Source organism: Bradyrhizobium elkanii WSM2783 (assembly GCF_000472865.1).
In the GTDB taxonomy this organism is placed as follows: domain Bacteria; phylum Pseudomonadota; class Alphaproteobacteria; order Rhizobiales; family Xanthobacteraceae; genus Bradyrhizobium; species Bradyrhizobium elkanii_A.
In genome coordinates this window covers 1-20,395 of sequence record NZ_AXAP01000088.1, presented here as the reverse complement: position 1 = coordinate 20,395, position 20,395 = coordinate 1, and the positions used below count along the sequence as shown (strand labels likewise).

At 63.1% G+C, this 20,395-nt stretch carries 18 protein-coding genes and 1 pseudogene; 13 read left to right on the top strand and 6 right to left on the bottom strand.

The window, feature by feature from the left end; translation table 11 throughout:
- Nucleotides 1-24: 24 nt before the first annotated feature.
- The 4 genes from YY7_RS0141080 (at nt 25) to YY7_RS0141070 (ending at nt 3,928) form a co-directional block, all read left to right on the top strand.
- Nucleotides 25-1,032, top strand: coding sequence for a Bug family tripartite tricarboxylate transporter substrate binding protein (locus YY7_RS0141080; RefSeq protein ID WP_028168240.1), 1,008 nt, complete (start codon nt 25-27; stop codon nt 1,030-1,032).
- A gap of 99 nt (nt 1,033-1,131) precedes the next feature.
- Nucleotides 1,132-2,301, top strand: a complete 1,170-nt coding sequence (locus tag YY7_RS0141075) for a YncE family protein (RefSeq protein WP_035692302.1) — start codon at nt 1,132-1,134, stop codon at nt 2,299-2,301.
- 16 nt (nt 2,302-2,317) lie between these two features.
- Nucleotides 2,318-2,539 carry a hypothetical protein gene (locus YY7_RS61120; protein WP_155255532.1) on the top strand — a complete coding sequence of 74 codons (222 nt, stop codon included), beginning with the start codon at nt 2,318-2,320 and terminating at the stop codon, nt 2,537-2,539.
- A gap of 171 nt (nt 2,540-2,710) precedes the next feature.
- The gene (locus YY7_RS0141070; RefSeq protein WP_051397189.1) at nt 2,711-3,928 is read left to right on the top strand and encodes an EAL domain-containing response regulator; all 1,218 of its coding nucleotides are present in this window, start codon (nt 2,711-2,713) and stop codon (nt 3,926-3,928) included.
- A 3-nt stretch (nt 3,929-3,931) separates the two neighbouring features.
- On the opposite strand, the gene YY7_RS0141065 is transcribed toward YY7_RS0141070, so the two are convergent.
- Nucleotides 3,932-4,411 (bottom strand): hypothetical protein, encoded by a 480-nt coding sequence (locus YY7_RS0141065; protein WP_028168237.1) that lies wholly within the window; start codon nt 4,409-4,411, stop codon nt 3,932-3,934.
- Nucleotides 4,412-4,612: 201 nt separating this feature from the next.
- Here YY7_RS0141065 and YY7_RS0141060 point away from each other — a divergent pair, with 201 nt between their 5' ends.
- Nucleotides 4,613-4,933 (top strand): hypothetical protein, encoded by a 321-nt coding sequence (locus YY7_RS0141060; protein WP_028168236.1) that lies wholly within the window; start codon nt 4,613-4,615, stop codon nt 4,931-4,933.
- 115 nt (nt 4,934-5,048) lie between these two features.
- Here the strand turns inward: YY7_RS0141060 and YY7_RS0141055 are convergent, their stop codons facing one another.
- From YY7_RS0141055 to YY7_RS0141045, 3 genes are all read right to left on the bottom strand, one after another.
- Nucleotides 5,049-6,242: a hypothetical protein gene (locus tag YY7_RS0141055; RefSeq protein WP_028168235.1), complete on the bottom strand. Its 1,194-nt coding sequence runs from the start codon at nt 6,240-6,242 to the stop codon at nt 5,049-5,051.
- A gap of 94 nt (nt 6,243-6,336) precedes the next feature.
- On the bottom strand, nt 6,337-7,317 hold the full coding sequence (locus tag YY7_RS0141050) for a Bug family tripartite tricarboxylate transporter substrate binding protein (protein ID WP_028168234.1): 981 nt from the start codon (nt 7,315-7,317) through the stop codon (nt 6,337-6,339).
- A 241-nt stretch (nt 7,318-7,558) separates the two neighbouring features.
- A complete protein-coding gene (locus YY7_RS0141045) occupies nt 7,559-8,182 on the bottom strand; it encodes an NUDIX hydrolase (RefSeq protein WP_028168233.1) in 624 nt (207 codons plus the stop codon).
- A gap of 73 nt (nt 8,183-8,255) precedes the next feature.
- Here YY7_RS0141045 and YY7_RS0141040 point away from each other — a divergent pair, with 73 nt between their 5' ends.
- The 6 genes from YY7_RS0141040 to YY7_RS0141010 all read left to right on the top strand — a co-directional run bounded on the left by YY7_RS0141040 (nt 8,256) and on the right by YY7_RS0141010 (nt 14,776).
- A complete protein-coding gene (locus YY7_RS0141040; RefSeq protein ID WP_028168232.1) occupies nt 8,256-8,678 on the top strand; it encodes a PaaI family thioesterase in 423 nt (140 codons plus the stop codon).
- A gap of 30 nt (nt 8,679-8,708) precedes the next feature.
- On the top strand, nt 8,709-9,728 hold the full coding sequence (locus YY7_RS0141035; protein WP_028168231.1) for an aldo/keto reductase: 1,020 nt from the start codon (nt 8,709-8,711) through the stop codon (nt 9,726-9,728).
- Nucleotides 9,729-10,059: 331 nt separating this feature from the next.
- A complete protein-coding gene (locus YY7_RS0141025) occupies nt 10,060-10,698 on the top strand; it encodes a trimeric intracellular cation channel family protein (protein ID WP_028168229.1) in 639 nt (212 codons plus the stop codon).
- 263 nt (nt 10,699-10,961) lie between these two features.
- The gene (locus YY7_RS0141020; protein WP_028168228.1) at nt 10,962-12,098 is read left to right on the top strand and encodes a TRAP transporter substrate-binding protein; all 1,137 of its coding nucleotides are present in this window, start codon (nt 10,962-10,964) and stop codon (nt 12,096-12,098) included.
- Nucleotides 12,099-12,209: 111 nt separating this feature from the next.
- Nucleotides 12,210-12,878 carry a TRAP transporter small permease subunit gene (locus YY7_RS0141015; RefSeq protein ID WP_028168227.1) on the top strand — a complete coding sequence of 223 codons (669 nt, stop codon included), beginning with the start codon at nt 12,210-12,212 and terminating at the stop codon, nt 12,876-12,878.
- Nucleotides 12,875-14,776, top strand: coding sequence for a TRAP transporter large permease (locus YY7_RS0141010; RefSeq protein ID WP_028168226.1), 1,902 nt, complete (start codon nt 12,875-12,877; stop codon nt 14,774-14,776). The genes YY7_RS0141015 and YY7_RS0141010 overlap by 4 nt, the downstream gene beginning before the upstream one ends.
- A 28-nt stretch (nt 14,777-14,804) precedes the next feature.
- Here YY7_RS0141010 and YY7_RS0141005 read toward each other — a convergent pair whose 3' ends face one another.
- Both YY7_RS0141005 and YY7_RS0141000 read right to left on the bottom strand, forming a co-directional pair.
- Entirely contained in the window at nt 14,805-16,520 is a 1,716-nt protein-coding gene (locus tag YY7_RS0141005) for an outer membrane beta-barrel protein (RefSeq protein ID WP_028168225.1), read from the bottom strand.
- 1,292 nt (nt 16,521-17,812) lie between these two features.
- On the bottom strand, nt 17,813-19,075 hold the full coding sequence (locus YY7_RS0141000; protein ID WP_028168224.1) for a serine hydrolase domain-containing protein: 1,263 nt from the start codon (nt 19,073-19,075) through the stop codon (nt 17,813-17,815).
- Nucleotides 19,076-19,173: 98 nt separating this feature from the next.
- Here YY7_RS0141000 and YY7_RS0140995 point away from each other — a divergent pair, with 98 nt between their 5' ends.
- Nucleotides 19,174-19,986 carry a lytic murein transglycosylase gene (locus YY7_RS0140995; protein WP_028168223.1) on the top strand — a complete coding sequence of 271 codons (813 nt, stop codon included), beginning with the start codon at nt 19,174-19,176 and terminating at the stop codon, nt 19,984-19,986.
- Between the two features lie 227 nt (nt 19,987-20,213).
- Nucleotides 20,214-20,395 (top strand): annotated as a pseudogene (locus YY7_RS54495) (IS5/IS1182 family transposase); the annotation flags it as partial.

Genomic DNA, 20,395 nt, shown 5'->3' with positions numbered 1-20,395 from the left:
TCCGCATCGCTCAAGGACCTCCAAATGCCTTCTTCTACCGTCGCTTCGTCAAATCTTAGCCGCCGCTCGCTGCTGCGAGGCACCGCCGCGCTTGCCGGCGCATCAATGCTGCCGCGGCTGGCGCGCGCCGCCGAATGGCCGACGCGGCCGGTCAAGCTCCTGGTGCCGTTTGCCGCCGGCGGCACCACCGACATCCTGGCCCGCGTGGTCGCGGCCAAGGTCTCCGAGGAATTCGGCCAACAGTTCATCGTCGAGAACAAGACCGGCGCCGGCGGCAATATCGCGGCCGACGCTGTCGCCAAGGCCGATCCCGACGGTTACACGTTCCTCGTGGGCACGCCCGGCACGCATGCGATCAATCCGTTCGTGTTCAGCAACATGCCGTTCGATCCGCCGAAGGATATCGCGCCGGTCATCATCATCGCGCGGGTGCCCAATCTCTGCTCGGTCACCAACTCGCTGCCGGTGAAGTCGGTCGCCGAACTGATCGACTACGCCAAGTCGAAGCGTGGCGAATTGTTCTACGGCACGCCTGGGCTCGGCAGCACCGCGCATGTCTCGACCGAGCTGTTCCGCTCGATGACCGGGGTCGAGATCACGCATGTGCCCTACAAGGGCAGCGCGCCGGCATTGACCGACCTGATCGCCGGCCGCGTGCATCTGATGATCGACAACCTCCCCGCCGCGCAGCCCTTCGCCGAAGCCGGACAGATCCGTCCGCTTGCGGTGTCCACTTCCAAGCGCTGGCCGCTATTGCCCGACCTTCCGACGATCTCGGAGGCGGGCGTGCCCGGCTATGACGCCGCCTCCTGGTTCACGATCGCGGCTCCTGCGAAAACGCCGAAGGAGATCATCGTCCGCCTCAACGCGAGCGTCGACAAATTCCTCAAGACCGAGGACGGGATTGCACGCCTGCGCAAGCTCGGCGCCGACCCCGTCGGCGGTTCGGCCCAGGACATGCAGGCTTACGTGCTGGCGGAGACCGAGAAATGGGGCAAGGTCGCCGAATTCGCGGGCATCAAGCCGGAGTGACGATGGCAGTTCAGTCATTGGCAAGGATCGTATTCCCTGCTTAATTTTCCCTGCGCGAAACCGGCCCGCCAGTGGCCGGCGCAACCGGGAGAAACGCCAATGCCTGCTTACCGCGCCGTCGGACTATCTTTGGGAGCCGCAGTCCTGCTCTGCAATCTCACGTTCAATCCTGTCCATGCGAAACCTTTCATGATCGTCGGGCTCGACGAGAAGGTGTTATGGGATGACGATGGAAAACCGATCCTGTCGGCGCCCGGCAAGGACCAGGTTCTCATCCTCGACCTCGCCAATCCCGAAAATCCCAAGACCGTCGCCTCACTGCCGCTGAAGAATTCGGTGGTGGGACCGCCGGTCAATCTCGACATCGACCCGACCGGCTCGATCGCTCTCGTCGCCGATTCAGTCGATGTGAAGGACGGCGATGCGCTGAAGCAGGTGCCGGACAACAAGGTCTATGTCATCGATCTCAAGGCCAACCCGCCGAAGCTGGCAGCAACCGTGACCGTCGGCAAGCAGCCGTCCGGGCTCAGCATCAGTCCGGACGGCAAGATGGCGTTGGTCGCCAATCGCGGCGACAATTCCGTTAGCGTGCTCTCGATCAATGGGACTGACGTCAAGGTCACCGACACGATTGCGTTGCCCGACAGCGTCGCCCATGTGGCGTTCACGCCGGACGGCAAGCGGGCGCTTGCTGTCCGCTTCCCCGCGCACAAGGTCTCGGTGCTCGATATCGCCGGAGACAAGGTGACCTACAACAAGGTTGATCTGCCGACGGGCCAATGGCCATACAATGTCGCGGTGACACCGAACGGCAAACTCGCACTGACGGCCGACAATGGCGGCGCCGGCTCATCCGACGGCAGCGTCGACACCACGAGCGTGATCGATCTCGAAGGCAGTCCGCCGCGCATCATCGATCGTGTGGTGGTCGGCGACGGCCCCGAGGGCTTTGCGATTTCGCCGAAGGGAGATCTCGCTGTCGCCGCCATTTTGCGCGGCTCCAACATGAAGAATGCATACTACCATCAGAAGAACGGCAGCCTCACGGTGCTGAAGATCGACGGCAAGAAGGTGACCAAGACTCAGGACATCGAGGTCGGTGGCTTGCCCGAAGCCGTCGTGTTCACGCCGGACGGCAAGTACCTGCTGGCCGGAAATTACCTGACCCAGGATTTCTCGATCCTGAAAGTCGATGGTGGGAAGGTCAGCGACACCGGAAAACGCTTCAAGGTGCCGGGTCACCCGGCTTCGGCGCGCATGGGGCACTAGAGCATGATCCGGAAAAGTGGAGACCGGTTTTTCCGAAAAGATCATGCTCAAACAAAGAACGATCGGTAGCGGCATCGATCACGTGAACGCTATTCTCAAAACGGGAATCGATCACGGCGACAACGATAAACAACCACAGACATTAACGCGTGCTGCCGCCGCGAAACGACGCGGCGGCGCACCATTGCAATCGCTTGCGAGCAGTTCGGACCGAATGGCGTCGGAGCACGGCATTTGAGGCCGCCGATGCGCTGATCTGCTTCGATTATTCATTACAATTTTAGCTTTATTTGTCTCTTTAACCCTACCTAAGCATTCATGGGGATTTGAAAGGAGGGTCCTCAAATTTCCCGATTAAGGCCGCCACGGAGATGTACGAGTCAAATCGACATCACGGGAAAGGGCGGGCATGAATCAAATCAACCCCAAGGAATACGCACGACCCGGCTGGTTCGGTCATCGCAAATTGACGCCGCGGGCTTGCGTCGCGGATAGCAAGAAGCACCTTCGTACCTTTCTTTCCGATGCTCTCGAGGATCTCGGCTTCATCACGTCGGAGTGCGGCGAGGCCACCGAACTGGATGGCGCGCTGGACGCGCATCGGCCTGACCTGCTTGTGCTCGGTGTCTCCGTCAACGGGATCGAGGTCGGCAGGATTCTGGAGGTTCTGGTCAGGAAGAATTTCGCCGGCAAGGTTCTCGTCATCGGCCCGCCCGAGTCGATTATGGTAAAAGCGGTCAGGCAAATTGGCGAAGAATACGGCGTAGCCATGCTGCCGCCGCTGGCGACGCCGTTCGGCGCCGGAACGCTGCGCGACAGCGTTGCGATGCTGCTGCCGCAGGAGCCCGCGCCGAGCCCCGCGGTCGACGTGGCAGAGGCGCTCAAGGCCGGCTGGCTCGAATTGTGGTACCAGCAGAGGATCAACCTGCGCACGCTGGTGCCCGCGGGCGCGGAGGCTCTCGTCAGGATGCGGCATCCGGCGTGGGGTGTGGTGCCGCCGGCCTATTTCATTCCCGATGAAAGCGATCCGCATTTCCATGCGCTGTCCGAATTCGTGGTCGGTCGCGCCATCGAGGACTGGCACTATCTCTTGGAGCAGAAAGGACCGGTGGATCTCTCGATCAACCTGCCGGTATCGTTCCTGAGCGATCCGCAAGCCGTGCGCGAATTATGCCGCCGCGTGCCGCAGCATCCCGCGTTCGGCGGCCTCCTGCTCGAGATCGGAAGCGCCGAGGTGATCGAGAACCTGGACCTCGTGATCGAGGTCGCGCGGCAGGTGCGGTTCCACAACATCGCGATATCGGTCGACCAGGTCGGCACGGAGTGGCCATCGCTGATGGGGCTAAAGAACTTCCCCTTCGTCGAACTGAAGATCGATCATCAATTCGTCACCGGCGCCGCCGACGACCGGCTGAAGCAGACCGTGTGCAAACATGTCGTCGAGCTCGCCCACGACCACGGCGCGCGGGCGCTCGCCCAGGGCGTCGAGACCCGCGCCGACTTTCTCACCGCCCATGCGGTCGGCTTCGACCTGGTGCAGGGCTATCTGTTCGGCAAGCCGATGGGGGTGAAGAAGTTCGCCCGCTCGCGGCCGTCGCCGGCTGCGAGCGCTGAATCGAAATCGTGACGTTCACTGGAACGTCATGTCGATGCATTTCGAGATGTCCGAGCCGAGGCCGGAAGAGATGGTGATGCAGCCTCGCACCTTCTGCACGTTGTTATCACTGGCCCAGACCGAATAGCCGCCGGGACCGAAGAACGAGTTGGTGTTCGGCGGCTCGGTTTCAGTGGCATCGAAGGAATAGTTGCCATCGGTGTCGAAGATGCGCGGCCGCTTGGTGCAGCCGCCATCGGCCTGCACGTTGATAACCTCCTTGTTGTCGCGCGTCAGCGCCAGCGAGACCTGGCAGCGAAAATATTCCGAGGTCTTGGTGTTGAACAGATAGGCGTAGGACTTGCAGGTCGCCGTGTTAAGCTTGCCGGCGGACAATCCACGGCTGCAGGCGATGCGCTGGTTGTTGGAGAGCTTGAATTCGTCGGCATAAGCCGCGGTGGCCATCGTCATGAGCGAGAGCGCAATACCGAAACCGATATTCATGCCGGGGGTCATTCGAATCATCCCTATCAAACTTTTCGCAATCATGCGTTTGTAGATGGAAACGGCAACATAGTCGCGAAGCAGGAAATCACAAACCCGCAGGTTGCACGTGATGCCGCACGACGACTTCCGTCGTATTGACGGAATAACGACGTTCGTGATTTGTTCAAGACAGGGCGCCGGTTTCGGCAGCGATGACTGGGGAGGATGATCATGACTCGATTTCAGGCCAAGAGCTTTTTGATAACGGCTTTTTTGACGGCAGCGGCACTGACGACGCTGGCGGCTCCCGCACTCGCACAGGATGCATCGCCCGCACCCTGGGAGCTGAAGTCCGACATGGGCTACGCCTATGGCAAGGACGGCTCGACCCTCGCCTACAAGATGGGGACCAACAATGCCGGGCTGCTGCTCAAAGGCGCCAAGAAGGTGCCGAGAGGCACGCTGTTCTTCGTCGGCCAGAACGGCCAGCTCTACATGCGCTCCGGCCCCTATCTCGAGGGCGACGGCAAGTTCATGTTCGGATCGAATTAGGCGACGATGCCGCTGTAACCTGTAGGGTGGGCAAAGCGCAGCGTGCCCACCATCCACGGTCGGTGCAAGAAAGGTGGGCACGCTTCGCTTTGCCCACCCTGCGGCCCGCGGGCCACTAAAACACTGACGCCAGTTCCTTGGCGCCGGGCTTGTTGCTGTTGAAATCCATCCGTTCGTCGGTGACTGCGAGCAGCTTTGCCACCGTGTTGTGGCGGATCGCGACCGGGTTGCGTTCGTAGCCGCCGCGCTGGAAGAAGTTCGACGTCGGCACCCTCTCGCGCATCGCTTGCGGCATCGTGACCATGTCGTAGCCGGTGCCGTCTCCGGTGAGGTTCATCATCTCGAGTTCGGCCGCGCTCAGCGGTCGGGTGTAGCCCTTGTTCCGCGCGAAGATGACTGACGTCAGCAGCTTGTGGGTCTGCAGCATCGGGCCGACGTCGATATCGAGCACCATGGAATGGACCGCCCAGCCCTGCGGCGTGCTCGCGAGCCGCTCATGCGCCGACCAGTCGTCTGGCACCGTGCGTGCGAATGCCACCATCTTCTTCAGCACCGCGAGCTTGTGATCCATCGCCTTGCGTGCGGGACCGGACAGCGTAGCGGCCTTTTGAGTCAGCACCTTGATGAACTCAGGGCCCTGCTGGGCGATCAACTCGACGGTGTTGGTGGTGAGCAACTGATTGTAGCCGATTGCGGTCGAGATCGCCTTTGTGCCCGGACCGCGGTAGCCCGACTGCATATCGTGATTGCCGGTGCCGCCGGTCTCGAAGGAATAGACCCGCACCGCCTGCTCGCGCGTCAAGCCGGCCGCGAGCGCGTAGCGGGCGTAGGCGCGCTTGAACTCGATCTCGGTGGCCGGCCGCTCTGGCGTGAACTGAAACTGCTCGGCGGCGGCCTTCAGGAAATCGGCGACGAGAGGAATGGTCCTGCGTGGACGCGACGGTTCCTCTTCTTCAGGTTCCGGATTCACCGGCCGTTTCGGCCCGGTATAGAGCGGCGGCTGGTCGAGCACATAATCATCGAGCGTGATGGGCTGTCGCTCGCGCCGTTTGGCGTTGCGGGTGCGCCGTTTCTCGGAAATCGCACTCCAATAGGCGCCCGCCTCCTCATCGAAGGCAGCGCGCGCTTCCTGATATTCGCGCAGCTTGCGGCGATATTCGGCGATCGCCTGCGGCGTTGCGGCCTGCGCCATCGCATCCGCGGTGGATGCAGAAAGGGTGGCAGCCTCGACCGCCACGGCCTCCGGCGCGCCCGCGAACAGCGCGAGCGCGACCAATCCGGGGAAACAGCGAATCAATGGCGGGCGCATGCTCTCTTGTAGCAAGGACGCGCGCGATGTCAGCCTCGAATTGAATCACTCAAAAGCGACCAAACGCCCCGCCATGGCCCAGAACAAGTGCTTCTCACTCCGGCTCGACGCCGCTGGCCTTCACGAGCTGCGCCCACTTCTTCTCGTCCTTGTCGATGAACTCGGCGTAATCCTCGGGCGAGCCCGGCGTGATCTCGGTGCCGTCAGAGCCCAATTGCCGCTTCACCTCCTCGGAGGCGAGCGCATCGCGCAGCACCTTGTTGAGCTTGTCGACGATCGGCCGCGGCGTGCCGGCCGGTGCCGCAAGGCCATAATAGAGCGAAGCGTCGAATCCGGGAACACCGGCCTCGGCGATCGTCGGCACGTCGGGCAGGAGACCGGAGCGGGTCACGCTGGTCACCGCGAGTGCGCGCAGCGTTCCGCCGCTGACGTTGGCGTGAGAGGCAGGGATCGGCGCAAATGCCATCGGGATGTGCCCGCCGATGAGGTCGACCAGCGCAGGGCCCGTTCCCTTGTAGGGAACATGCACGAGCGAGATGCCGGCACTGCGCGCGAAATATTCGCCAGTGATGTGGCTTGCTGTGCCGGCGCCGGCCGAACCGAAACTGACCTTGCCCGGATTTTGTTTGGCATAGGCGATCAGCTCGGCGACGCTCTTGGCCGGAAACGACGGATGCACGACCAGCGAATTCGGCGCATTGCCGATCATGCCGATCGGCGCGAAATCCTTGCGCGGATCGTAGCCCGCCTTCTTGTAGAGCGACGGGCCGATCGCGAGTGTCCCCGTATAGCCGAGCACCAGCGTGTAACCATCAGGATCGCTCTTGGCGACCGCCTTGGTGCCGACCGTGCCGCCGGCGCCGGGGCGGTTGTCGATCACGATCTTCTCGCCGAGCAATTCACTCATCTTCTCGGCAATGCCGCGGCCGACGATGGACGTGCTGCCGCCGGGCGCGAAGGGGATGACGAGCGTGATCGGCCGGTTCGGATAATCCTGGGCCTGCGCGGGATGCGATGCTGCGCCGACAGCGAGCGCGGCGATGGCAGTGTAAAGTCGCTTCTTCCAGGACAGCATGCCCGAACGCCTCCCCCGATGTTTGTTGTTATGGTGGCATTGTCACCCAAATGCTTGGCATCAGCAACCGGACTTCGGACTACACATCGGCAATGACGTGATTGACACCGCTGCCAGACCCTCATGGTGAGGAGCGCGTAGCGCGCCTCGAACCATGAGGCCCTGCCGGCGGCCTCGCCCTTCGAGACGACCGCTGCGCGGTCTCCTCAGGGTGAGCAGATAGAGTTGCGCGTGCGGCTCCCTACTTCCAGGCGAAGACCGGCTGCTCGAGATCGGCGACGCGGGTGTCGCGGCCGGCCAGCACTTCGCGGAACTGATAGATCAAGGCAGCCGTCGGCGCGTGGATGTGCTGGCCGGCGTGGCGGAAGCGGATCACGCGCCTGACACTCTCGGGAATGGTGGTGAAGCTGAACGCATCCTCCGCCTCGATCGATTCAAGCGTGATGCGATGGACGGAAGCTACCTCGTCCGGGTTGGGCATGATCGGCGCCCGTGTCGAGACCCACACTACCACCGGAGTGATCAGATAGCCCGAGCGGGTCGGATAGTCGTCGAGCACGCCGAGCACGTCGCCATCATTGACGCGCAGCCCGAGCTCTTCGTGCAGTTCGCGCAGTGCCGCTTCCGCCTGTGTCTCGCCGGAATCGCAGCGTCCGCCGGGCAGCGCCCATTGCGCGCTGTGGCTGCGCAAGCTGGCCGCACGGCGGGTGAGCAGGAATGCGGTCTTCTCGCCCTCGCCGCTCGTGAGTGCGATCGCGACCGCCGCGCGTTTGAGCAGCGGCGCAGAATCGTCCGGCAGGCGCCTGAACGCCGTACAGAGCTCTGCGATATTCCGCCGGGTGGCATCATCAAATGAACGGGCCATTGATCTTGACTACAACAGTCCCGCGTTCGATGAAATGACCTGATATCATGCCTCGCCGGACGGAAAGCATCACATGACGAAACATGCCGCGGAAAAGCTCAAATCCGACGGCTGGAAGATCGTCGAAACATCCGGTTTCCTGCATCTGGTCGGCCCGCTGTGGCAGCGTCTCGTCGGCGACGAGCATGAATATGCATTGATCACCGAGGACAAACATCACAATCGCCGCGGCCTGGTGCAAGGCGGCGTGATCATGACCTTCGCGGACCGCACCTGCGGCATGACCGCCCGCTATGTCTCGGGCAAGCCGGCGCTTGCGACCGTGCAGCTTGATACGCACTTTGTGGAGGCCGGCAAGATCGGCGAAACCTTGATCTCGAAGCCGCGTGTGGTGCGCTCGACCAGGAGCCTGATCTTTATCACCACCGAAGTGACCGTCGACAAACGCTGCATCGCCATGGCGAACGGCGTGTTCAAGATATTGAAGAGCGAGTAGGCTTAACATCCGGGTTCGGAGGAGCAGACGATGCAGTACCGTCAACTCGGCCGCAGCGGCCTGAAGATCTCGCCGATCTGCCTGGGCACCATGATGTTCGGCGGCCCGACCGACGAGGCGACGTCGGCGCGGATCATCGCAAAGGCGCGCGAGGCCGGCGTCAACTTCATCGACACCGCGGATGCCTATAATGGTGGAAACTCCGAGCAGGTGGTGGGCCGCGCGATATCCAACAACAGGCAGAACTGGGTCCTCGCCACCAAGCTCGCCAATCAGATCGGCGACGATCCGAATTTCGGCGGGCTGTCGCGACGCTGGGTGCTGCAGGCGGCGGAGGCGAGCCTGAAGCGGCTCGGCACCGATTACATCGACATCTACTACCTGCACAAGGAAGACCACACGACGCCGCTGGAGGAGACCGTGCGCGCGATCGGCGACCTGATCAGGCAGGGCAAGGTGCGCTACTTCGGCGTCTCGAACTATCGCGCCTGGCGCGTTGCCGAGATCTGTAACATCTGCGACCGGCTCGGCCTCGACCGCCCGATCGTGAGCCAGCCCTATTACAACGCGATGAACCGCATGCCCGAGGTCGAGCACCTGCCGGCCTGCGGCTATTATGGCCTTGGGGTGGTACCCTATAGCCCGCTCGCCCGCGGCGTCCTGACCGGCAAATATCGCGCTGATGCCACCCCCGACAAGGACACCCGTGCCGGCCGCAACGACAAGCGCATGATGCAGACCGAGTGGCGGCCGGAATCCTTGAGGCTCGCGCAAGAGATCAAGCAATATGCGGAAGCACGCGGCATCACCGCCGCGCAGTTCGCGGTCGCCTGGGTGCTGAATTCATCCCTCATCTCCGCCGTGATTGCCGGTCCGCGCACGGAAGCGCAATGGGACGATTACGTCCGCGCGCTCGACTATCGCTTCACCGCCGAAGACGAGGCGCTGATCGACCGGCTCGTCGTGAGCGGGCATGCTTCCACGCCCGGCTACAACGATCCGGCCTATCCGATCGAGGGGCGGCGGGCGCGGACGGCGGAGCGGTCCTAGCCGCGCTGAAGATTGAAATAAGCCGCAGACAACCTTCACGGGCGGCGCCGACGACACCCGAGGCCGCTTCCGACTCGGGCACGCGGACCTCATCCGCTGCCCGACGCTGCTCACGATGCCGGAGAGCGATCCGATTGCGGCCGCGACGCCGTGGTTCTTCGAGGCGCTCTGCTGCCGCAGGACGCTGTTGTGCTTCTCCGCCAGTGAGCATGGCAATCTTGCGCCGAATTTGAGACCAGTGATTCACCCGGCCCTGCGAGCGGGGATCGAGGCGATGTTGACGACGGCCGGCCTTTGGCTCAGAGATGCCGAGGTAAGAGCGTGAGCCTCGATGGAAAGCGCGACGCTGGTCCAAGCCCTCAATCTCCTGGGAACGCTGGTGTTTGCGCTCAGCGGCGCCGCCGCGGGCGTCCGGCAACGCATGGATATTTTCGGCGTTCTCGTGCTAGCCTTCGTGACCGCAGTTGCCGGCGGCGATCTCCGTGATCTCCTGATCGGCGCGACTCCACCTGCCTCCGTGACGAATTGGCATGCACTCGCCATTTCCGCCGCCGGCGGCCTGTTCGCCTTCTGGTTCTCGGCGGTGATCGATCGCCTGCGCTTTCCGGTCGAACTGTTCGATGCGGCGGGCCTTGGCATCTTCGCAACGACCGGCACACAGAAAGCCCTCGAATACGGCATTCCCCCTGTCATGGCCACGATCCTCGGCATGGTGACGGGGATCGGCGGCGGAATGGTGCGTGACCTGCTCTCCGTGCGGATGCCCATCGTCCTCTATTCCGAGTTCTACGCCATGGCCGCCCTCGCGGGCAGCGCGGTCGTCACGGTCGGACACGCGCTGGGCATGCCGGTCGCGGCCACCCTGCTGCCCGGCACGGCACTCTGTGTGCTGCTTCGCGTCTTGGCGCTCTATCACGGGTTCAGCCTGCCACAGCCGCGACGACGCGACGACGAACCCTCGGACCGGTAACCCGATCGCGAGTTGCTGGGGCGAAGTCGACTACACTGAAAGTCTAATAGAGCCTCCAGCCCTGCGGCTTGTTACCAGAGCTTTTTCTTCTCCTGCCGGGAATAAATCCGAACTCGCAGTCGCGAGCTTGTTGCTCGCGGCCCGCGTCCTAGCGTCGCATCATCGGGAACGTTCTTGCCAAACTCCTGCGCACGCCTTTGTCTTCCTTCCTAAAAAAGAGCGGATCCTAAAGGACCGCCAATCATAAGGGCAGGGAGGAAACCATGACCAAATCCAATAAAGGCAGTACGTCCAGTCGCCGCCGCTTCCTGAAGGTTGCGGCCGCGGGCGCCGCAGCAAGCGTTGCAGCGCCCACCATCGTCAGCGCGCAGGGCCCGATCAACATGCGCTGGCAAAGCACCTGGCCGGCCAAGGATATTTTCCACGAATACGCGCTCGACTACGCCAAGAAGGTCAACGACATGACCGGCGGCGACCTCAAGATCGAGGTGCTTCCCGCCGGCGCCGTGGTGCCGGCCTTCGGCCTGCTCGACGCCGTCTCGAAGGGGACGCTCGATGGCGGCCATGGCGTCTTGGTCTATCACTACGGCAAGCAGACCGCGCTGGCGCTGTGGGGCTCCGGTCCGGGCTACGCGATGGATGCCAACATGCTGCTGGCCTGGCACAAATATGGCGGCGGCAAGGAGCTGCTCGCCAAGCTCTACGCCTCGATCGGTGCCAATGTCGTCTCCTTCCCCTATGGGCCGATGCCGACCCAGCCGCTCGGCTGGTTCAAGAAGCCGATGTCCAAGGTGGATGATTTCCAGGGCCTGAAATTCCGCACCGTCGGCATTTCCATCGACGTCTTCACTGGCCTCGGCGCCGCCGTCAACGCGCTGCCAGGCGGCGAGATCGTCTCGGCGATGGACCGTGGCCTGCTCGACGCTGCCGAGTTCAACAACGCGACTTCCGACCGCGTGCTCGGCTTCACCGACGTCTCCAAGATCTGCATGCTGCAGAGCTACCATCAGAATGCCGAGCAGTTCGAGATCATGTTCAACAAGACCAAGTACGATGCCCTGCCGGACAAGATGAAGGCCATCATCTCCAACGCCGTCGAAGCGGCCAGCCAGGACATGAGCTGGAAGGCGATCGACCGCTACTCGAAGGACTACGAGGAGATGCAGACCAAGGACAAGGTCAAGTTCTACAAGACGCCGGATTCGATCCTGCAGAAGCAGCTCGAGATCTACGACCAGGTGGTTGAGAAGAAGTCGGCCGAGAACCCGCTGTTCAAGGAGATCGTCGAATCCCAGCTCGCCTTCGCCAAGCGCGCGACGCAGTGGGAGAACGACACGGTCGTCAACCGCCGTATGGCCTACAACCACTATTTTGGCCCGAACGCCAAGAAAAAGACCTGACGGGCGCTGCGCACGACCGAAAGCGTCATCCGGGGACAGCGAACCCCGGATGGCGCTTCCGCTGTCTCTACACCAACCCGATACTTCCGGAACGGCCGGTAGCGAACGCAGATGAGCGCACAGCGTTTCCTGTACATGATCGACGGCATCAGCACCTGGACCGGCAAGGCCGCGGCGTGGCTGGTTGTCGGGCTGATGGGCCTTGTCTGCGCCGAGGTCTTCAAGCGCTACATCCTCAACATGCCGACGGCGTGGATCTTCGACGCCTCCAATATGCTGTACGGCACCCTGTTCATGCTCGCGGGCGCCTACACGCTGGCGCAGAACGCCCATGTCCGCGGCGATTTCCTCTACAGCTCGATGCGGCCGCGCCTGCAGGCCTCGCTCGACCTCGTGCTGTATTTCGCGTTCTTCCTGCCGGGCATCGCGGCGCTAGTTTATGCCGGCTGGGATTATGCGGTCGATTCCTGGCGCATCAACGAGCATTCCAACGTGACCGCCGACGGCCCGCCGGTCTACCACTTCAAGTTCATGATCCCGCTGGCCGGAGCCTTGGTGCTGCTGCAGGGCGCGGCTGAGATCGCGCGCTGCATCATGTGCCTCAGGACCGGCGCCTGGCCTGACCGGCTCCGTGACGTCAGCGAGATCGACGTCGTCGAGGAGCAGCTCGCGCACAGCGAATATGTCGATGAGGAATCGCGCAAGGCCGCGATCGCGCATGCGCAGGACATCGAGGAGAGCGCGCGGCAGCGCGGCATGGGCGGAGACCTGCAACGATGAGCGATCCGGCACTCGGGCTGTTGATGCTCGTCCTCATCGTGATCGTCATCATGATGGGCTTCCCGACCGCGTTCACGCTGATGGGCCTCGGCATGTTCTTCGGCTTCTTCGCCTATCACCGGGGCGGCGAGGCCTGGGGCGACAATCACATCTTCGACCTGATGGTCCAGCGCACCTATGGCGCGATGACCAACGACGTCCTGATCTCGATCCCGCTGTTCGTGCTGATGGGCTACGTGATGGAGCGCGGCGCGCTGGTCGACAAGATGTTCTATTCGATCCAGCTCGCGTTCCGCCGCCTGCCCGCTTCGCTCGCGGTGGCGACGCTGATCGTCTGCACGTTCTGGGGCATCGCCTCGGGCCTGGTCGGCGCGGTCGTCGTGCTGATGGGCGTCATCGCCTTCAACCCGATGCTGAAGGCCGGCTACGACGTCAAGCTCGCGTCCGGCGTCATCACCGCCGGCGGCACGCTCGGCATCCTGATCCCGCCATCGGTGATGATCATCGTCTACGCGGCAGTGGCCGGGCAGTCGGTGGTGAAGCTCTACGCCGCGGCGATGTTTCCCGGCTTCTTCCTCGCCTTCCTCTATCTGATCTATGTCGTCGGCTGGGCACTGTTGAACCCGAAGATTGCCCCGAAGCTTCCCGAGAGCGAGACCAAAGTTCCGGTGCGACCCTGGATCGCCAAGCTGCAGCAGTCCTATTCGCGCAAGATGCTGCCCGCGCTGCTTGCGGCAATGCTGATGCCCGCAAGGGCCGTCAACGCCGGCGTGGACGGCACCCGCGTCACCTATTCGATGCTGCTGACGAGCCTCGCCCACGCCCTCGTGCCGCTGATGCTGACGCTGGCGACCCTGTGGGCCGCCTGGTGGTACGTCGTGATTCACCAGCAGCCGGATCTTGCGCCGCAGCTCCCGGCTGCCGCGCAGCAGCAGCGAACCCAGGAAACGCTTCAGCCGCTTGGTGCAGGCGCCCAGCCCGCGGAAGAAAGCGCGGAAGAGAAACTCGAGGAGCTCGGCGGGGGCGGCGCGAGCCGGTCGGAGGCCACCACGAAGAACGAGCCGGAAATGCTGCAGGAGATGGGCAGTGCCGAGCTGCGAGGCAAAACCATCGCGGCGCCGGCGGAGCTCGGACCGCCGCCGGAGTTCTATACTTATTTCGCGTTCGTCGCCGGCATCTGCGGCCTGCTGCTTCTCTACTATTACTGGACCATGGAGGCCGAGCAGTTCGAGGTGCTGCGGCTGCTCATCACCTCGGTGATGCCGCTCGGCATCCTCACGGTGGTGGTGCTGGGCGTGATCCTGTTCGGCATCACGACCGCGACCGAATCGGCAGCAGTCGGTGCGGCCGGCGCCTTCCTGCTCGCCTTCCAGGCGCGGACGCTGGACTGGAAGCGCACCAAGGAAGCGGTGTTCCTGACCGCCAAGACCACCTCGATGGTGTGCTGGCTGTTCGTCGGCTCGGCGCTGTTCTCGGCGGTGTTCGCGATCCTCGGCGGCCAGGCGCTGCTGGAGAGCTGGGTGCTGTCGCTCAACATGTCGCCGGTCCAGTTCATGATCCTGTCGCAGGCGATCATCTTCATTCTGGGTTGGCCGCTGGAATGGACCGAGATCATCGTGATCTTCGTGCCGATCTTCCTGCCGATGCTGAAGCACTTCAACATCGATCCGATCCTGTGGGGCGTCCTGGTCTTCGTGAACCTGCAGGCGGCGTTCCTGTCGCCGCCGGTGGCGATGTCGGCCTTCTATCTGAAGGGCGTGGCGCCAAAGCACGTCACGCTGAACCAGATCTTTGCCGGCATGATGCCCTACATGCTGATCGTCATCGTCTGCATGGTGCTGATGTATATCTGGCCCGGCCTGACCTTGTGGCTGCCGAACTATCTTTACGGGAATTGAGAGAGCGCCACGGTTCTTCTCGATACTCCTAATTCACTGCATCGAATTTGTAGGACGTCTGAAGGAACGTGCCGAAGCGTTCGGCGCGGATCGGGAGGGTCGATGTCGGAAACGGACTGCCGAATCCCCTCGTGAAAACATCGGTCGCCCACATCGACCAGAAGCGGCCGCCGACGCCGACACTGAAGCGCTCGGTCACGTCATAGGTCAGCACGGCTTCGAGCTGCATGCCGCGCCCGGTGCCGTTGGCCGGGGAATGGGGCGACGGCTCGTCGGAACGCAAGTAATGCGTATCGAGACCGGAAACGGAAACGTAGGGCAAATAGGCCGCGTCGGCCGTGAGCTTGAGTCCGGGCGCAATCGTGACGATCCCGTTCACACCGATGCGCAGAGAGTGCCAGTCTTCGGACTGCGAGATGGTGATCCCGGTGGTCGGCGAGGGAACGGCGCAAATCACGCCGCCGCCGGGATACGCAATCTGGGCGCATCCATAGGAGTCCTTGCGGTCGCGATAGAAAGCATAGCCTGCGAACGCCCCGAATTTCGCGCCCGGCGTTTCCAGCAGGGTGTATCCAACGTCCAGCGTGGCATAGGCAATCGTGCCCTCGACCCTGCCCTGGTCTGTGTTCGAGTAGGCCATGGCCGTGTTGCGATAGGTTGGTAGCCAATCCTCATCGTTCATGTGGCCAGATGTCAGCCCGCCACCGCCGGCAAAGCCTTTCAGGAACACCCTGGCCGGACTGTCGACCCGGCCGAACACCTCGCCGGAGTGTCCTGTGGTCTCATAGGTGAGCCGTGAAATCAGCGCGTTCTGCAGCGGCTGATCTGTGCTCATACCGAGATCGTTCTGATAGCGACCGCTGCTGTACCAGTAACGCGCGCCGACTTCCGCCGACCACCCGGAGACCGACGGCGTCGCCGTCAGCAAAGCGGCGGGCCGATTGTCCCAGCCGCGCGATGCGTCAACACCAGGGCGATAGTTCACGCCGAGCTTGACGACATGGCTGTCCTGCCGGACTCCCGTCGGCAGACCAGTGGTTTCGACCAGGCTGGCTGGATCGAGCGGCGCCGTCTGAAGACCGCCAAGTGGCGTCGCGATGTCGCGGCTTCCGAAATTGGCATAGTCGTATTCCAGCTTCATCGACCAAGCCGGTGCCAGAGCGTGTTCGACACCGAGCCCGATTGTCCATCCCCACTGCACGGCGTTGGAGTTCACCGAAGCTTCCGGCCGCTCGAAGAAATCGAGAGCGTTGGTCGTCATCGAGAAACGGCTCGACAGAAACGCGGCGCCGCCTTTCACATAGGCCAGCGAGTGACCGGCCGGTCCGAAGGCCTGGCCGACCCGCCCGGTGATCGTGCCCATCACATCCTGCCGGATACGACAGTTCGCCGAGACGAACAGGCCGGAATAGGCGAGACAGGTGTTGGTGCCGTCGGCATCGACGGCGGAGACATCGGCTTCGAGGCCGAACACCCATGGCGATCCGGCCTGCTGCCAGTTGTAGCCAAGCTGGCCGCCGATGAGGGCCTTCGGCGTGCGGATATCGTCGCCATAGATCGACGGACCGTAGGGATCACCGAGATGGGTGATGCCGGAGCCTCCGCCAAAATGTCCGCCGATATAGAAGCCGCTCCAGGTCCACGGCAGTGGCGGCGCCTTCACGACCGGCCGCACAATGTCCGCAGAAAAAGCATCCGTTCCGTTCAGCGCCATGAGCACGCCGACCGCCACCACGTACCGCATCCGTAACACGAGCCGAGTCCTTGCCTTCGAGGAAACCAACTACGCATTACTGAGCCCGCACTATGGTAGGGGCGAAGATTCGAACACCACTGGAGATAGCACATCAGCCGGGCCCGGCAACACCGACCCGCGCGGAATGGAGCCAAGCATTACCACGCGAAGCTGTGGTGGAGCAGTCCGTAGGATGGATAGAGCGCAGCGAAACCCATCGCGATGGAGCAAGCCGCCCGAATGATGGCTTTCGCTTCGCTCTACCCATCCTACGATTCTCCCGATGCTCGCACGGTGTCGTCCCCGCGAAGGCAGGGATCCATAGCCACAGGAAGTTGTTGTGGCGGGAGCAAGCGGTTGCAGTGGAGCACACGACAACGGCCTGTGGTTATGGGTCCTGGCCTTCGCCAGGACGACGCCGTCATTGCGAGCACAGCGAAGCAATCCACCTCTCCACGCGCGGAGGTATGGATTGCTTCGCTGCGCTCGCGATGACGGGGATGGGTTCTGATTCAAATTTCAAACAGCGTGAGGATGTGAGTCTGCGTTCTCGCGGCACGAACTGCCCGAGCTTTGCGTCACTTTCCGCCCTCTCATTGAAGAGGGCGCAGGGAAAGCCGGGTGCCGGTTGCACCCGCGGGTCCCGTGCAACAAAAGCACGGGGGTAGGACCACAGGTTCAACCGAAGCATTCCGGCTTTCCCTGCGCGATGGTGTTACGGCTTCCTTCGCGCTCTCCCCGGTGACCGGGCTTTCTTGCCACCGTCGTCCGCGGCAGCTCTTGCTGCTCGCGAGCTTAGCGCCAGCGTCGGGGCGCCAGGACCACACGACTTCGCCGTCCGCTGGTGTTGCGTTCGTCTCTCGCAATACCTGCGTCCACCGCATCTCACCGCAACGTTCGTGACGATCGCGACCCGCCCCTCATTCGCCGTGAGACGCGCGGAGTTAAATCACTGATTTGCCCGACGACGGAAGCGGATTGTTTTTCGCGCGAAGGGTGGACAGGGCAAATCACGTTGATTGGCCTAAGGAAAATCGCGCGAATGATACGACGTCGTCATGCCCGGGACAACGTGGATGGCCGGGTCAAGCCCGGCCATGACGGAGGAGAGGATTGCGCAAATGCGTCCCCTGTCATTCCGGGGCGTCCGAAGGACGAGCCCGGAATCCATTTCTCCACCTGCGCACGCGGCGTGATGGATTCTCTGATGTGCAATTGCACATCATAGTTCGCGCTGCGCGCGCCCCGGAATGACCGGCCGGCGCGCCCCGGAATGACGGAGGCGCAACCGCCGGCGCGCCTCACCGCACCATGGCGCCGTAGACGATGTCCTGGACCTGCTCGCGGTAATACTTTCGGAGCTCGCCCGGCGCCGCCGTTCCGACGACCACGACCAGGCGCTCCTTCGGGTCGCAGAAGAACTGCGTGCCGTAGGCGCCGTTCCAGGTGAACTCGCCGGGGTTGCCGGGGACCGCTGACAGACATTCGCTCGTTCGCACCGCCACCCCGAGACCGAAAGTGAAGCCGCCGCGATGCGGCTCCACGTTCGCGACGTTGTTCTTGATCTCGGGCCCGAGGTGGTTGGAGGTCATGTGATGCACCGTCTTGGGCCCGAGAATGCGTTTTCCCTCGAACTCCCCACCATTGAGCAGCATCTGGCCGAAGCGGAGATAGTCGCCGACGGTCGCAAACGCGCAGGCGCCGCCGCAGTCGAACTTCGTCGGCGTGTCGAGCAGCCTGATGCTCTGCGGCTTGCCCGTCAGCGGGTCATTCGGAAACGGTCGGGCAAGACGGTCGCGCTGGCCCTCCGACGGATGGAACGTGGCATCCTTCATGCCGAGCGGCTGCCACACATTCGCAGCCAGATAGTCGCCGAGCCGCTGCGAGGTGACCTTTTCGATCACCGCGCCCAGCACGTCGATCGAGAAGCCATATTCGAATTCCGTGCCCGGCTGGTGCACCAGCGGCAGCTTGGTGATGCGATCGATGAACGCTTGCGTATCGCCGTCGACTGCCGGCGCCGTGCCGTCAGGATAGAGGCGCGCGAGCGGGCTCGAGCTGTCCGGCCGTCCGCCGTACATGAGACCGGACGTGTGGCGATACAGGTCATGAATGGTGATAGGCGACGCCTGCGCGTCCATCTTGAGCGAACCGTCGACCTGCGGAACGCCGACCTTCATGTCGGCGAAATCAGGATAGTAGTCCGCGAGCCTGGCCTGCAGCGGCAGGCGGCCCTGCTCCATCAGCGTCAGCCCGGCAACGGCCGCAAGCGGCTTGGTCATGGACGCCAGCGCGAAGACGGCATCGAGTGACATCGGCGTGCCCTTGACCGGATCGAGCTGGCCATAGGCCTTGTAGTGCACGAGCTTGCCGTCCCGGGCGATCGCGACCACGGCGCCGGGCACCCGTTTCGTCGCAATCTCGCGGGCGAAGAAATGATCCAGCCGGGCCAGACCCTGTTCCGAGAATCCGACGTCATCAGGCTTGGCTTCGGGCAATGGCGCAGCATGTGCCATTTCGAGAGCGAGGCCAGCAGCCACGGCCGCGGCGATAAGCCTTTTCATGATTTCCTCCCCGGTGCGGATTTCGCCCGATTGTTATGCGATTTATGCGTCCACCCAATTTATGCTTAAATCATGTCTGCCGACCAACGGAGTTCGAGATGACCAGGAAACTTGCAACCGCCGCCCTCATCGCCTTTGCGACGCTGGCGCCTTTCGGCACAAGCGCGAAAGCGGCGCAATGCGGTAACGGTCCCGGCGGTTTCGAGGCCTGGAAGGCGGAATTCGCCCGCGAGGCGAGTGGCAAGGGCATCGGACAAGCCGGTGTCGCCGCCTTGATGCAGACGCACTATGCCAGCGCGACCATCGCCGCCGATCGCGGCCAGCGCAGCTTTGGCCTGTCGCTCGACCAGTTTCTCGCCAAGCGCGGCGCCTCGACCATCGTCGCGCGCGGACGATCCCTCAAGCAGTCCCACGCAGCGCTGTTCGCCTCGATCGAGCAGCACTACGGCGTCCCACCCGGGCCGCTGATCGCGATCTGGGGCATGGAGACCGGCTTTGGAAGCCAGCGTGGCAATCAGAACATGCTGTCCTCAATCGCCACCCTTGCGTATGACTGCCGCCGACCCGAGTTCTTCACCGACCAGCTCTACGCGGCGCTGAAGCTGGTCGACCGGGGCGTGCTGTCGGCCAGCACACGCGGATCCATGCATGGCGAGGTCGGCCAGACCCAATTCATGCCGAAGAACATCCTGGCCTATGGCACCGGTAATCTCGACGTGGCCGCCAACGCGCTCAACTCGACCGCCAACTTCCTTAAGGCCCACGGCTGGCGCGCCGGCGCCGGCTACCAGCCCGGCGAACCCAACTTCGCGGCGATCGAAGCCTGGAATGCCGCCGGCGTCTATCAGAAGGCGATCGCGATCATGGGCCGCCAGATCGACGGCGAAGGCCGCGCGTCGGCGGCGCGGTGACGGTTGGTAGGGTGGGTTAGCCGAGCCATGGCCTCCGCTGCTTCAACACGCGAAGGTGCAAGGCGTAACCCACCATCCTTGGCGAGAGCGATTGGTGGGTTACGCCTCCGCCTTCGCTCTTCGAGCTTCGGCGGACGCTAACCCACCCTACGAGACTGTGAATCTTTTTATATCGGGCGCGTGGCAGCTGTGATTCTCTTCGCGGATTGATTTGCAGGAGGGGGACGATGGCTGGTGACGAGTTGTTTGGAGAGCTGCCGGAGCAAGCGGAGCCACGGGCCGAAGCAGTGCGGCGCGGTGCGCCGCGGCTGCGCGAGCCGGTGCGCGACCAGGTCGAACTGCGAGCGGTCGATATCGACAGCCTGATCGGACAAGATCATCCGGCACGGGTGATATGGGCCTATGTGGA